The sequence below is a fragment of the Paraburkholderia sp. SEWSISQ10-3 4 genome (genome assembly GCF_030464785.1).
Classification (GTDB): Bacteria; Pseudomonadota; Gammaproteobacteria; order Burkholderiales; family Burkholderiaceae; genus Paraburkholderia; species Paraburkholderia aspalathi.
In genome coordinates, this window is record NZ_JALPRI010000019.1 from 116,323 (window position 1) to 130,161 (window position 13,839).

At 62.4% G+C, this 13,839-nt stretch carries 13 protein-coding genes; 5 read left to right on the plus strand and 8 right to left on the minus strand.

The annotated features are described in order from the left end of the window. Positions 1 to 182: 182 nt before the first annotated feature. From M0D68_RS27920 to ugpB, 5 genes are all read right to left on the minus strand, one after another. Complete coding sequence (locus M0D68_RS27920) at positions 183 to 482, minus strand: DUF3761 domain-containing protein (RefSeq protein WP_175054150.1); 300 nt, start codon at positions 480 to 482, stop codon at positions 183 to 185. A 53-nt stretch (positions 483 to 535) separates the two neighbouring features. Continuing rightward, complete coding sequence (locus M0D68_RS27925; RefSeq protein WP_093643522.1) at positions 536 to 1,624, minus strand: sn-glycerol-3-phosphate import ATP-binding protein UgpC; 1,089 nt, start codon at positions 1,622 to 1,624, stop codon at positions 536 to 538. A 96-nt stretch (positions 1,625 to 1,720) separates the two neighbouring features. Continuing rightward, positions 1,721 to 2,566: a sn-glycerol-3-phosphate ABC transporter permease UgpE gene (gene ugpE / locus M0D68_RS27930; protein ID WP_200650964.1), complete on the minus strand. Its 846-nt coding sequence runs from the start codon at positions 2,564 to 2,566 to the stop codon at positions 1,721 to 1,723. After that, complete coding sequence (gene ugpA / locus M0D68_RS27935) at positions 2,563 to 3,447, minus strand: sn-glycerol-3-phosphate ABC transporter permease UgpA (RefSeq protein WP_054036671.1); 885 nt, start codon at positions 3,445 to 3,447, stop codon at positions 2,563 to 2,565. The genes ugpE and ugpA overlap by 4 nt, the downstream gene beginning before the upstream one ends. A 75-nt stretch (positions 3,448 to 3,522) precedes the next feature. Then, the gene (gene ugpB, locus M0D68_RS27940; RefSeq protein ID WP_200621445.1) at positions 3,523 to 4,848 is read right to left on the minus strand and encodes a sn-glycerol-3-phosphate ABC transporter substrate-binding protein UgpB; all 1,326 of its coding nucleotides are present in this window, start codon (positions 4,846 to 4,848) and stop codon (positions 3,523 to 3,525) included. 284 nt (positions 4,849 to 5,132) lie between these two features. Between ugpB and M0D68_RS27945 the strand changes: the two genes are divergently transcribed. Next, entirely contained in the window at positions 5,133 to 6,077 is a 945-nt protein-coding gene (locus M0D68_RS27945; RefSeq protein ID WP_266225985.1) for a glycerophosphodiester phosphodiesterase family protein, read from the plus strand. 86 nt (positions 6,078 to 6,163) lie between these two features. Here the strand turns inward: M0D68_RS27945 and ychF are convergent, their stop codons facing one another. After that, positions 6,164 to 7,258 (minus strand): redox-regulated ATPase YchF, encoded by a 1,095-nt coding sequence (ychF, locus tag M0D68_RS27950; RefSeq protein ID WP_054036679.1) that lies wholly within the window; start codon positions 7,256 to 7,258, stop codon positions 6,164 to 6,166. 262 nt (positions 7,259 to 7,520) lie between these two features. Between ychF and M0D68_RS27955 the strand changes: the two genes are divergently transcribed. From M0D68_RS27955 to M0D68_RS27970, 4 genes are all read left to right on the plus strand, one after another. After that, entirely contained in the window at positions 7,521 to 8,693 is a 1,173-nt protein-coding gene (locus M0D68_RS27955; protein ID WP_200621443.1) for a UbiH/UbiF family hydroxylase, read from the plus strand. A 133-nt stretch (positions 8,694 to 8,826) separates the two neighbouring features. Next, entirely contained in the window at positions 8,827 to 9,552 is a 726-nt protein-coding gene (locus tag M0D68_RS27960; RefSeq protein ID WP_200621442.1) for a DsbC family protein, read from the plus strand. Between the two features lie 94 nt (positions 9,553 to 9,646). After that, positions 9,647 to 11,437, plus strand: a complete 1,791-nt coding sequence (locus M0D68_RS27965; RefSeq protein WP_266225979.1) for a M61 family metallopeptidase — start codon at positions 9,647 to 9,649, stop codon at positions 11,435 to 11,437. A gap of 154 nt (positions 11,438 to 11,591) precedes the next feature. Then, positions 11,592 to 12,188, plus strand: a complete 597-nt coding sequence (locus M0D68_RS27970; protein WP_054036687.1) for an FMN-dependent NADH-azoreductase — start codon at positions 11,592 to 11,594, stop codon at positions 12,186 to 12,188. Positions 12,189 to 12,326: 138 nt separating this feature from the next. On the opposite strand, the gene M0D68_RS27975 is transcribed toward M0D68_RS27970, so the two are convergent. After that, positions 12,327 to 13,169, minus strand: coding sequence for a uracil-DNA glycosylase (locus tag M0D68_RS27975; RefSeq protein ID WP_093643538.1), 843 nt, complete (start codon positions 13,167 to 13,169; stop codon positions 12,327 to 12,329). Positions 13,170 to 13,202: 33 nt separating this feature from the next. Beyond that, positions 13,203 to 13,829, minus strand: coding sequence for a CYTH domain-containing protein (locus M0D68_RS27980; protein ID WP_200621440.1), 627 nt, complete (start codon positions 13,827 to 13,829; stop codon positions 13,203 to 13,205). Between the last annotated feature and the right edge of the window lie 10 nt (positions 13,830 to 13,839).

Here is a 13,839-nt window from a genome sequence, read left to right on the forward strand (position 1 = left end):
GTGGATGGGTAATCGGTGTGTTGGCCGGGCAGTGCGCCCGGCGCCGGCCGGCGCGGCGTCGAGCTCGGCATCGAACTTCGCGACGCCCCGCGCGCGGGCGGGTTGTGCAGATGGCATTGTACTTCGGGGCGGGGGTGGGGCGGCAACGCGAATGGAAACGGGGCGGCTTGCCGCCCGCCCCATTACAACCAATCCGCTACGCCGCCGTGCCGTGAACAGGTGCCGCTGCGATGCCGGCTGAAACTGTAGGTGCCGTCGCGGCAGCGTGCGGTCGCGCCTTCTGGCGCCTTGCCCGAAAGGGAGCGCGCAGGCGCATGCACCGTGTTGCCGTCGCGATTCGTATAGGTGTTGTGATTGCTGAGGTTCGCTTCGTCGGGCGACGTGCCGGGCGCGACGTACGCGAACGCCGAGGTCGCGGTGAACAGCAGCGCGGCGGTGAGCGCTGCTGTTCGGCGCAAGCAGTGGAAGGCAATGCCTTGCATGGTCCTGAAGTCTTTATTGTTTTGGGTACGTCGGGTTTGGCTTAAGCGGGACGTCAGTTCGCGCGCCGTCCACTCGCCGGATCGAAGAAATGCAGATGCTGCGCGGGCAGCGAGACTTGCAGCGCTTCGCCAGCCGGGGGGCGGTGCGTATGCGGCAGCCGCACGGTCACGTCGTGTTTGCCCCAGCGGCCGTGCGCGAGGTTGTCCGCGCCGAGCAGTTCGCAGGAATCGACGGTCAACGTGGCGTTGGATGCGTCCGCTTGACCCGGCGTCATGTGCTCGGGGCGAATGCCGAGCGTCCACTCGCGGCCCTTCGCAACTTCCCGGCCGATCGACGCCACGCCGGTAAGCGGCAGCTTCGGACCGTTGCCGGCCACTTCAAACGTCAAACCGTCATCCGACACTCGGCCTTCCAGCAGATTCATCCCCGGCGAGCCGATGAAGCTCGCGACGAACACCGTCGCCGGCCGCTCGTAGACCTCGGTCGGCGCGCCGATCTGCTCCGCGTGGCCCTTGTTCATCACGATCACGCGTTGCGCCAGCGTCATCGCTTCGATCTGATCGTGGGTGACGTACAGGCTGGTCGTGGCAAGCCGTGCATGCAGGCGCTGGATTTCGAGGCGCATCTGCACGCGCAGACGTGCATCGAGATTGGACAGCGGCTCATCGAATAGAAACACCGCCGGCTCGCGCACGATCGCGCGGCCCATGGCGACGCGTTGTCGCTGCCCGCCGGACAACTCGCGCGGCTTGCGTGCGAGCAGCGGCCCGAGCTCGAGAATCTGCGCCGCCGCGTCCACGCGCTTTGCAATCTGTGCGCGGTCGACGCCCGCGATCTTCAACGCGTAGCCCATGTTGTCGGCGACGCTCATATGCGGATACAGCGCGTAGTTCTGGAACACCATCGCGATGTTGCGATCCTTCGGCTCCAGCCGATTGACCACTTTGCCGGAGATCGAAACGGTGCCGTCGGAGATGCCTTCGAGTCCGGCCACCATCCGCAGCAAGGTCGATTTGCCGCAACCGGACGGGCCGACCATCACGACGAATTCGCCGTCCGCGACGTCCACGTCGATGCCGTGCAACACGAACTGTTTGCCGTCGTAGGTCTTTTTAACGCCTTGCAGAGTCAGTGCAGCCATGCTGTTTTAGCCTTATCGTTGCTTGCCGCGCGTGCCACGCTTTGCGCGGTGTTCTTTTTTCATGTCCAACGCCGAAGCTCGCCCACGCTGCGCGAGTTACTTCTCCGAGTCCACCAGTCCGCGCACGAACCAGCGTTGCATCGTCAGCACGACGGCGAGCGGCGGCAGCATCGCAAGCAGCGTCGCGGCCATCACGAGGTGCCATTCGGTTGCGGTGTCGCCGGACGCGATCATGCTTTTGATGCCGACCACGGCCGTGGTCAGCGATTGCTGGCTCGTAATCAGGATCGGCCACAGATACTGATTCCAGCCGTAAATGAACGTGATGACAAAGAGCGCCGCCATGTTCGTTTTCGACAGTGGCAGCACCACGTCCCAGAAGAAACGCATCGCGCCCGCACCATCGATACGCGCCGCTTCCATCAGTTCATCGGGCAGCGTCATGAAGAACTGCCTGAACAGAAACGTGGCGGTGGCCGACGCGATCAGCGGCAAGGTCAAACCGCTGTACGTATTGCTCATATGCATCGACGACACAACCTGGACGGTCGGAAAGATCCGCACTTCGACGGGCAGCATCAGCGTGATGAAGATCAGCCAGAACGACAGATTGCGAAACGGAAAGCGGAAAAATACGATCGCGTACGCCGAGATCATCGAGATGGCGATCTTGCCGATCGAAATCACCAGTGCCATCACGAGGCTGTTGAACAGCATGCGGCCGAACGGCGCCGCCGCATTGCCGCTGCCTTGCGACCAGACCGTCGCGATGTTCTCGAACAAATGCGTACTCGGCACCAGCGACAGCGGCACGCTGAATATCTCATGCTCGCTCATCGTCGCCGCACAAAACGCGACGTACACCGGAAACACCACCAGCACGACGCCGAGAATCAGCACCGCATGGCAGAAGAGGTCGAAACCGCGGCGGTTCTCGATCATGAGTATTGAACCCTGCGTTCGATGAAGCGGAATTGCACGACCGTCAATGCGACGACGATCACCATCAGGATGACGGACTGCGCGCCCGAACTGCCGATGTCCAGCCCCTGGAAGCCTTCGGCGAAAATCTTGTAGATCAGCGTGCGGGTGGACTGCGCCGGACCGCCGCCGGTGGCGGCGTCGATCACCGGGAAGGTGTCGAAGAAGGCGTAGGTGATATTGATCACCAGCAGGAAGAAGCTGGTCGGCGAAAGCAATGGCAGCGCGATGCCGAAGAAGCGCCTGACCGGACCGGCGCCGTCGATGGCCGCCGCTTCGATCAGCGAACGCGGAATTGCCTGCAAGCCGGCGTAGAAGAACAGAAAGTTGTAGCTGACCTGCTTCCACACCGAAGCCAGCACCACCAGAAACATCGCCTGGCCCGCATTCAATGCGTGATTCCACACGATGCCGTACTTGGCGAGCGCATAGGTGACGAGGCCGATGCTCGGATTGAACAGGAACGACCACAACACGGCGGCGATCGCGGGTGCCACAGCGTACGGCCAGATCAGCAGTGTCTGATAAGCCTTGGCGCCGCGTGTCACGCGATCCGCACAGACCGCCAGCAGAAGCGAAATCACCAATCCGAACACGGTGACGAGCGCACAGAAAATCAGCGTCGTATTGAACGACGACAGGTAAAGCGGATCGGCGAACAACTGCTTGAAATTGGCAAGCCCGACAAACTCGCTCGACGTGCCGAACGCGTCCTGACTCTGCGTGGATTGCCACAGCGCTTCGCCTGCCGGCCACAGAAAGAACAGCAGCGTGATCAGGAGTTGCGGCGCGACAAGCAGGTAGGGCAGCACGCTGGTGCCGAAGCTGGAGCGCTTTTCCATTGAGAATTCCCGAGGTTCTTCTACAACGACAGGTTTCGGTGCGAATGCACCGAAACCTTGCCGGCTGGTGCCTGGTTAGTTACCGGCTTTCTCAAAGCGGCGCAGCAACTCGTCGCCACGCGACACCGACGAATCGAGTGCCTGTTGCGGCGTCTTCTTGTCCGCCCAAACCTGTTCGAGTTCCTCGTCGATCACGGTGCGGATCTGCGGCATGTTGCCCAGACGCAAGCCCTTCGTGTACGGCAGGGGCGGTTTATTAAGCATCTGCTTGATCGCGGTATCGCTGCCCGGATTCTTCTCGTAGAAGCCTTGCTGCTGGGTCAACTGATACGCGGCGGTCGTGACCGGCAGGTAGCCGGTGTCCTGATGCCACTTCGCGGCAACCGGCGCCGACGACAGATAAGACATGAACTTCGCCACGCCCTTGTACACCGCCGGATCTTTACCCGACAGCACCCACAGGCTCGCCCCGCCGATGATCGCGTTCTGCGGCGCGCCCTTCACGCTGGCGTCGTACGGCATCATGCCGGTGCCAAAATTAAACTTCGCGTACTTCTTGATCGTGGCAAGCGAGCCCGACGAGTTCGTGATGATCCCGCAGTCACCGCTATAGAACTTCGACACCGGTTCGTCCTTGCGGCCGACGTACGTGAAGGTGCCTTCCTTCTGCATGTTCTGCAGGAACTGGATGTGCGCGACCTGCAGCGGCTTGTTGAATTCGAGCTGCGCGTCGGCGCCGTCGAACCCGTTGTTCTTCGACGCGAACGGCGCGCCATGCCAGGCGCTATAGTTTTCGAGCTGAATCCAGCTCTGCCAGCCCGACGAATAACCGCACGCCATGCCCGATGCCTTCAGCTTCTGTGCGTCCACCTGCAATTCGGCCCAGGTCTTCGGCGGCTGATTCGGATCGAGTCCGGCTTTCTTGAACGCGTCCTTGTTGTAGTACAACACCGGCGTCGAGCTGTTGAACGGCATCGAGATCAGTTCGCCGGTCTTGGAGTCGCTGTAATAGCTGGCGATGGTCGGCACGAAGGCCTTTTCGTCGAGCGGTACGCCGGCTTGCTTGAATACTTCCGAAACCGGGATCACGGCTTTCTTCGCCTGCATCATTGTCGCGGTGCCGACTTCGTAGACCTGCAGAATGGCCGGCGCGTTGCCGCTGCGATAAGCCGCGATGCCGGCGGCGAGCGTCTGGTCGTAGCTGCCCTTGAACACCGGTACGATCTTGTAGTCGCTTTGCGACGCGTTGAACGCGTTGGCGATGTCGTTCAGACGCTCGCCGAGAGCGGCTTCCATGGCGTGCCAGAACTGGATTTCAGTGGCGGCTTGGGCTGCCTGGCTAATGCCGAGGCTCAACACGGCGGCAACGGAAAGTGAACGGAATAACGGCTTGCAACGCATCGATTTGATCTCCTTTGTCGACCGGGATTAGCGCTTTAGCGCTTACTCCGGTCCCATGCAATTGATTGCTGACGGAACGGGCGCGGATGGGAATCGCGCGATTCTATTTGTGTTCGATGACAGTCCGGCGTCAGTCGCCTGGCGGAAGCCCGCTTTCGAGAGGCGTCGACTGCCGCAATTTAACATCGGCTGTCACGAAACGGAAACAATGCACGGTTGATCAGCGTGCTTATTAATCAGGATTCCAGATGCAGAGTTCAGTACGATTGGCGGTTTTCGGCTTGATGGCGAGTCTCATCCTGCTCGCGGGATGTGCACTGACGCCCACCACCACGAATGACGGGCAGTCGACGGTGACCTCGTTGCCGAAGATCATCGCGCATCGCGGCGGCACGGGCGACGCGCCCGAAAACACGCTCGAAGCGATTCGCCTGTCGATCGCCCATCATGCCGACGCAATGTGGCTCACGGTTCAGTTGAGCAAGGACGGCGTGCCGGTGTTGTACCGGCCGGCCGATCTGTCGGCGTTGACCGATACGAAGGGGCCGGTGTCCGCCTTCACGGCGGCAGAACTCGCGCGTGTGAACGCCGGCTGGAGTTTTCGCCGCGGCGCCACATATCCCTATCGCGATCACCCGCTCGGTATTCCGACGCTGCGCGAAGCGTTGCGCACCATCCCGCCGGCCATGCCGATTATTTTGGATATGAAAGCATTACCGGCTGCGCCTCAGGCGCAGGCGGTGGCACAAGTGCTCAACGAAGAAAGCGCGTGGTCACGCGTGACGATTTATTCGACTGAAGCTGACTATCAACAGAGCTTCGCCGCCTATTCGCAGGCCAGACTGTTCGAGTCGCGGGACACGACACGGGCGCGGCTTGTGCGCGTACTGCTCAACCAGGGCTGTGTGGACGCACCGGCTGAACACACCGCCGCAGCATTCGAATTGCACCGGCAGATGACGGTGGTGGAAAAATTCACGCTCGGCGAGGGGCGCTCGGATGTGCAGGCCAGCTTGTGGACGCCCGCGACGGTCGCGTGCTTCCGGCAGAAGTCCGATGTGCGGATCGTCGCGATCGCGGTGAACGACGCGGACGATTATCGGGCGGCTGCGTGTCTGGGGATCGATGCGGTGCTGGTCGATTCGCCGCTGCAAATGGCGGCCGTGAAGGCAAATATGGCTATGCCGCTTCGGTGCGAGGCGCGGAAGGGGGCGCAGAGCGGGCAATAAAAAAGCCCGCATTTCGCGGGCTTTCTTCTTCCAGTATGGCGGCGCTCAGCCTTTCGCTGATCGCCGCCTGACGCCGAGGCGAAGCCTCAAACGTTGAACAGGAAGTTCATCACGTCGCCGTCGTGGACGACGTATTCCTTGCCTTCCGCGCGCATCTTGCCGGCTTCCTTCGCACCTTGTTCACCCTTGTAGGTGATGTAGTCGTTGAAGGCGATCGTCTGCGCGCGAATGAAGCCGCGCTCGAAGTCGGTGTGGATCGCGCCCGCTGCCTGCGGTGCGGTATCGCCGATATGGATCGTCCACGCGCGCACTTCCTTCACGCCGGCCGTGAAGTAGGTCTGCAGGCCCAGCAACTTGAAAGCCGCACGAATCACGCGGTTCAGGCCCGGCTCGTCCATGCCCATGTCCTGGAGAAACACTTCCATGTCCGCTTCTTCGAGGTCGGCGATCTCCGCTTCGATCGCTGCGCACACGGCGACGACCGGCGCGCCTTCGGCTGCCGCGAACTTCGTGACTGCGTCGAGGTGCGGGTTGTTTTCGAAACCGTCGTCCTTCACGTTGGCGACGTACATGGTCGGCTTGGCGGTGATCAGGCAGAACGGCTTGAGCGTGGCCTTTTCTTCATCCGACAGGTCGAGCGCGCGGACCGGCTTGGCCTGGTCGAGCTGCGCGCGCACCTTTTCCAGCACCGCGGCGTTCTTGATGGCTTCCTTGTCGTTACCCGACTTGGCCGCCTTCGAATAGCGCGACAGCGCTTTTTCGACGGTCGCGAGGTCGGCCAGTGCCAACTCGGTGTTGATCACTTCGATATCCGACAGCGGATCGACCTTGTTCGCGACGTGAATCACGTTTTCGTCTTCGAAGCAGCGCACCACGTGCGTGATCGCATCGGTTTCGCGAATGTTCGCGAGGAACTGGTTGCCCAGGCCTTCGCCCTTGCTCGCACCGGCCACGAGACCGGCGATGTCGACGAATTCCACCACGGCCGGCAGGATGCGCTCCGGCTTGACGATTTCGGCGAGCGCCTTCAGACGCGCGTCCGGTACTTCGACGATGCCGACGTTCGGCTCGATCGTGCAGAACGGATAGTTTTCGGCGGCAATGCCCGCCTTGGTCAGCGCGTTGAACAGGGTGGACTTGCCGACGTTAGGCAGGCCGACGATGCCGCATTTGAGGCTCATGGAAATCCTTCAGTGAATCAGTAAGTTGCGTGATGCGCTCGACGCTGTGTGCAGGATTCGGAAAGCCTTCGCGTTTGGCGTGGCGAAGCGAGTGCAGCGGAGCGGGACAAGACACCAGATCGGGGCGTTGCCTCGACGATTCTGGGCGAGTTTTGTCACGGAAAGCGCAATTGTAACCCGTTCGGATGGGGTTCTTGATCTGCCTGCGGTAGAGCGGGGCGCTCGATCCGTCCCCCGCAACCCCCGCGGCTATAATGCGCGGATGAACGCACACCACCAGACCTTTGATGCCGCCGTGATCGGTGGCGGGCTCGTCGGCAAGACCGCGGCGCTGGCGCTGACGCAAGGCGGACTGCGCGTGGCGCTGCTCGCGCAACCCTGCGCGGCGCCGGAGGCCGGCGCCACGTTCGACTCGCGGGTCTACGCGCTGTCGTCGAGTTCGCAGGCTTTGCTGGAGCGCTTGCGGGTCTGGCAGGCGCTCGATCTGTCCAAGCTCGGACCCGTCTACGACATGCGTGTCTATGGCGATGCGCATGCCGAACTCCACTTTTCCGCATTTCAGGCGTCCGTGCCGCAATTGGCGTGGATCGTCGAATCGTCAGTGATCGAGCGTGCGCTGGATGCCGCGCTGCGTTTCCAGCCGAATCTCACCTGGATCGACACGCGCGCACAGGCGCTGGACTTTACCGCCGACGGCGCAAGCGTCGGTCTTGCCAACGGCAACGTGCTCGAGGCCGATCTGGTGGTCGGCGCGGACGGTGCGCATTCGTGGGTACGCGCGCAGATCGGCTCGAAGATGGATCGGCGCGACTACAAGCAAACCGGCGTGGTCGCGAATTTCAAGGCCGAAAAGCCGCATAGCGAAACCGCTTACCAATGGTTCAAAGACGGCGAAATCATCGCGCTGCTGCCGATGCCGGACGGCCACGTGTCGCTGGTCTGGTCGGCGCGCACCGAGCACGCCGAGCAACTGCTCGCGCTCGATCCGGCGCAACTCGCGGCTGAAGTCGAGCGCGTGACGGGCGAGCAGTTCGGCGCGCTGGAATGCGTGACGCCCGCGCAAGGCTTCCCGCTCGCGCTGCAAACCGTCGATAAGCTCGTGGCGCCGCACGTCGCGCTGGTTGGCGATGCCGCGCATCTGATTCACCCGTTGGCGGGCCAGGGCATGAACCTCGGTTTGCGCGATGTCGCGGCGCTTGCCGAAACGGTCGCCGGCAAGGAAGCGTTCCGTGATCTCGGCGACATGGTGTTGCTGCGCCGTTACGAACGCTCCCGCCGCGAAGACATCCGCGCACTGATGATTGCCACGGACGGCCTGCAAAAGCTCTTCTCCGCGCCCGGTCCGTTTGCCAAGGTGCTGCGCAATACCGGCATGGCGTTTGTCGGCGCGCAGCCGTTCATCAAGCGCTGGCTGGTATCAGCCGCGCTCGGCTAATGGGGTAATGCGCCCGAGCCGGCATACCCGGCCGGCGAGACGGGTATCATGAACGGACGGACGCCATTCTGGTCAGACCAGAAACGCCCCAAAAAAACGCGCCTCGCGCGCGATTGAACTCCAGGAATTCAGCATGAAAAAATCCTTCCGCGTCGCGGCCGCCGTGCTCGCGATCGCTGCCGTCGCAATCGGCTGCTCCGCACAGGCCGACCAGGCCACCGATAAGCTCAAAGCCACCCTGCAAACACGTCTGACTGACGTGACGATCAAGAGCGTGACGAAGTCGCCGATTGCCGGCATCTATGAAGTGAATCTCGGCACGCAGATCATCTATAGCGATGCGAACGGTGATTACCTCATGCTCGGCGACCTGGTCGACGCGAAGACCCGCAAGAATCTGACGGAAGCGCGTTTGGCGGAAACCAACCGCATCGACTTCGCGAGCCTGCCGTTCGCGAACGCGGTGAAGGTCGTGAAGGGCAACGGCGCGCGCAAGATCGCCGTGTTCTCCGACCCGAACTGCCCGTACTGCAAGCAGCTCGAGACCTCGCTCAAGTCGATCGATAACGTCACGGTCTACACCTTCCTGTACCCGGTGCTGTCGCCGGATTCGACTGCCAAGTCGAAGTCGATCTGGTGCTCGACTGACCGCGCGAAGGCGTGGGAATCGTGGATGCAGGATCATCAGGCGCCTACGGCAGCCGGCACCTGCGACACCGCCGCGATCGACAAGAACCTGGCGCTCGGCCGCGCGATGAACGTCGACGGTACGCCGACCGTGTTCCTCGCCGACGGCCGCCGCCTGCCCGGCGCCGTGCCGGCCGACCGGCTGGACAGGGAAATGTCCGCCGTGCACTGAGCACGCAGCACCAGTCGAAGAAAGGAGGCGCGCAGTGCGCCTCCTTTCACATCAAGCCCGAACCTCCCCGCCAGAACACTTCTAGTCGCCGCCGATGAAGCCGATCCGCTACACCATCGTTCCGAAGCAACCCGCCGCCCACCTGTTCGAAGTCACCGTGACCGTCGCCGATCCCGATCCGGCCGGCCAGCGTTTCATGCTGCCGGTGTGGATTCCGGGCAGCTATATGGTGCGCGAGTTCGCGCGCAATATCGTCACGTTGCGGGCCACCAATGAAGCGGGCCGCAAGGTGCGCGTCGAAAAGACCGACAAGCACACGTGGCAGGCCGCGCCCGTCAAAGGCGCGTTGACGCTGCGCTACGAGGTGTATGCATGGGATCTGTCGGTGCGCGCCGCGCATCTGGACGACACGACGGGCTTTTTCAACGGCACCAGCGTATTTCTGTCGCCGCTCGGTCACGAAGACGCACAGTGCCTGGTCGATATCCAGAAGCCGGAAGGCGCGGCGTATCGTGATTGGCGTGTCGCCACTGCTTTGCCGGAGGCACGGGGCACGAAGCGTTATGGCTTCGGCGAATATCGCACGCATAACTACGATGAGTTGATCGATCATCCGGTGACGTTGGGCGAATTCGCACTTGCGACCTTCAAGGCGCACGGTGTGCCGCACGACATCGTGATCGCGGGTCGCGTGATCGGCCTCGATATGGCCCGTCTGTCCGCCGATCTGAAGCGTATCTGCGAAACGCAGATCGCGCTGTTCGAGCCGAAGTCGAAGAAAGCGCCGATGGATCGCTACGTGTTCATGACGCAGGCCGTCACCGATGGTTATGGCGGACTGGAGCATCGCGCCTCGACGGCGTTGATCTGCAACCGCGGCGATCTGCCGGTGGAAGGGCGCGACGCGCCCAGCGAGGGCTACCGGACCTACCTCGGACTGTGCAGCCACGAATACTTCCACACCTGGAACGTGAAGCGTATCAAGCCGGCCGTGTTCGCGCCGTACGACCTGAGCGTCGAAAACTACACGTCGCTGCTGTGGCTGTTCGAAGGCTTCACCTCTTACTACGACGATCTGATCCTGGTGCGCAGCGGCCTGATCTCGCAGGACGACTATTTCGGCTTGCTCGGCAAGGTAGTTGGTGGCGTGCAGCGTGGCAGCGGCCGTCTGAAGCAAACGGTGGCCGAAAGCTCGTTCGACGCCTGGGTCAAATACTATCGGCAGGACGAAAACGCGCCGAACGCGATCGTCAGCTATTACACCAAGGGTTCGCTCGTCGCGCTTGCATTCGATCTGACGATTCGTGCGCAGACTGACAACCGCAAATCGCTCGACGACGTGATGCGTCTGCTATGGCAGCGCTTTGGGCGCGACTTCTACCGCGGCAAGCCCGTTGGTGTCGAAGAAAGCGAAGTCGAGGCGATTTTTGCTGAAGCGACCGGCGTGCAGCTGGGCGAGTTGTTCACTGAGGCCGTCTACGGTACAGGCGATCTGCCCCTCGACACGCTGCTCGCGCCTTTTGGCGTCACGCTTGCTCCCGAACTCGAGAAGAATGGTAAGCCGTCACTCGGCGCGCGTGTGCGCGGCGGGGCGGATTGCACGCTGGCGGCCGTTCACGACGGCAGCGCGGCGCAGAAGGCCGGCCTCTCGGCGGGCGATGTGCTGATCGCACTCGACGGTCTGCGCGTCACCGGCTCGAATCTTGATTCGCTGCTGTCGCGCTATCTGCCGGGCGCGAAGGTCGAAGTCCACGCCTTCCGCCGCGACGAGCTGCGCATCGCGCAAGTCAAGCTGGACGGGCCGGACGTGGCGCGCTACAAGCTGACCGTCACCGATAAACGGCCGGTCACGCGCAAGGCGCGGGAGCGTTGGCTGGCAAGCTGATCGTAATCCGGACAGCCCTTAATCGGTGGTTCAGGGCGGGGGATTGTTCTACTGGTGCAACAATCCTTCGCTGCCGGATGGCTTTTTCCCGGGCAGGTAAAAAATCACAATGGCTCCACTCGCGCAAAACTGCGCGCCCCTACTGGAGTCAACCATGACCACGATCCTGCAAATTAACTCGGCAGCCCGCTCGCAAGGCGCGAACTCGACGCTTCTCGTCAACGAGCTGACCGCAAAGCTGCAACAATCGAATTCGGGCGCGCAAGTCGTCGTCCGCAACCTGCAAGCTGAACCGCTGCCGCACCTGGACGACGCCGTCCTCGGCGCGTTCTTCACGCCGGCTGACCAACGCACGCCGGAACAAGCCGCGATCGCTGCGCGCAGCGAAGCGCTGATCGCCGAACTGCAAGCCGCCGACATCATCGTGATCGGCGCACCGATGTACAACTTCGGCATCTCGTCGCAACTGAAGACGTACTTCGACTTCATCGCACGCGCCGGCATCACGTTCCAATATACGGCGAACGGTCCGGAAGGTCTCGTGAAGGGTAAGAAGGTCCACGTGGTTTCGGCACGCGGCGGCAAGTATCTGGGCACGCCGAACGACAGCCAAACGCCGTACCTGAAGAGCTTCCTCGGCTTCCTCGGCATGACCGACGTGAACTTCATCTACGCCGAAGGCCTGAACATGGGTCCGGACGCTGCTACCGCCGCATTGGCTGGCGCGCGTGAAGCGATCGCCGCTGCGTAAGGTTTGAGGTTTGTCCCGCGCGGCGTGATCGCGGCGCGGTGGAATGAAAAACGCCACGGGGTGTGAATTCCGTGGCGTTTTTGTTTTTGCGGTAGTGGTCTTGGGTGGCCGGTGTCGGAGTGCTTCGCGCGACGGGCGTTAGGCCAGCATCTGCGCTTCGTCGGGCAAGCGCCAGTCGATTGGTTCGCGGCCGTGCTTCACGAGATAGTCGTTGGCCGACGCAAAGTGCCCGCAGCCGAGAAAGCCGCGATGCGCCGACAGCGGCGACGGATGCGGCGCTTCCAGCACGTAATGCGACTTGCCGCCAAGCAACGCGCGTTTGGCTTGCGCATGCGCGCCCCACAGCATGAACACGAGGCCGTCATGGCGCATGGCCAGTTCGTGGATCAGCGTATCGGTACATTTCTCCCAGCCGCGTTTCGCGTGACTAGCGGCCGAATCGCGCTCGACGGTCAGCACCGTGTTCAATAGCAGCACGCCCTGTTTGGCCCATGTATCGAGGCAGCCATGACGCGGCGGCTCGTGGCCGAGGCTCGCGGCGATCTCCTTGAAGATGTTGCGCAGCGACGGCGGCGTGCGTACGTTCGGCGCGACTGAAAACGCCAGTCCGTGTGCTTGCGGCGTGCCGCGGTCTTCACCGTGATACGGATCCTGGCCGAGGATCACGACTTTGACTTCGTCGGGGCTGGTGAGGCGTAGGGCACGGAAGACGTCTGCGGGGTAGACGGTTTTGCCGGCCGCGCGTTCACCGTCGACGAAACGGCACAAGGGCGCGTAGGCGTCGCTTTCGATGAACGGTGTGAGGTGTGCGCGCCAGGCCGGAGGCAGGGCGGCAAATTGGGCTTCGAGCGTTGGCGGCGGCGAGCCGGCGGCTGTGGGTGTCGGCTCCGGCTGAGCACTTGTACTGACCGGCGTGGCAGAGGCGTCGCCGAACAACGAGGCTTGCGACGAATTGGAGCGAGTGCGGGAGGCTGAGGTCATGGCGGGGAAGTGTCGCAGCAAACGTGCTGTTGCTCAAGATGCCCGCAACTGATACCCGCGTTGTGCCTTGCTAATGTTGTCCGGTGCAAGGCCGGCGACCTGTTTGCCGAGTTCGCTCGCGAGCGTGTTGAGTGCGGCTTCGTTGCCGGACTTCAGTTCGAGCTCGACTTCGGAGATCGGCGCGCGGCGGAGTTCTCCGTTCACTTCAGCGAGCACGTTGCCCTGGTCGATCGCGGCTTCGACTTTCGAGCCGTCCAGTTCGACATTCCACAACGTGCGGGTGAAATTCGTTCGGAACAGTTCGATCAGTTCAGGCGCCGCCTGACGCAAGGCCTCGGCGGCAGCGGGTTCGTCGCATGCGTGCAGCAAGGCGTCGATTTCGAGTTTCTCGCCCGCCACCGGCATTTCCCACTCGTGCCGGCTATGCAGCCCGTCCTTCGCGTTGCCCACGGTCTTGAACGTTTGCAGCCAGCCGTCCGGCGTATGCCGCAGACGCAGCGCGCTTTTCGACGTAGCCAGCACAAGCCCCGGCGTATCGAAGTAGATATTCGCCAATTCGATTGGGCGACCCTCTTTGCCAGTGCGTGCGACGAACCACTTTGTCGCCGCTTCCACCTGGCTCACCGGCAGTGCCAGTTTGATTTCACGTTCCATGCCCATCGTGTGCTCC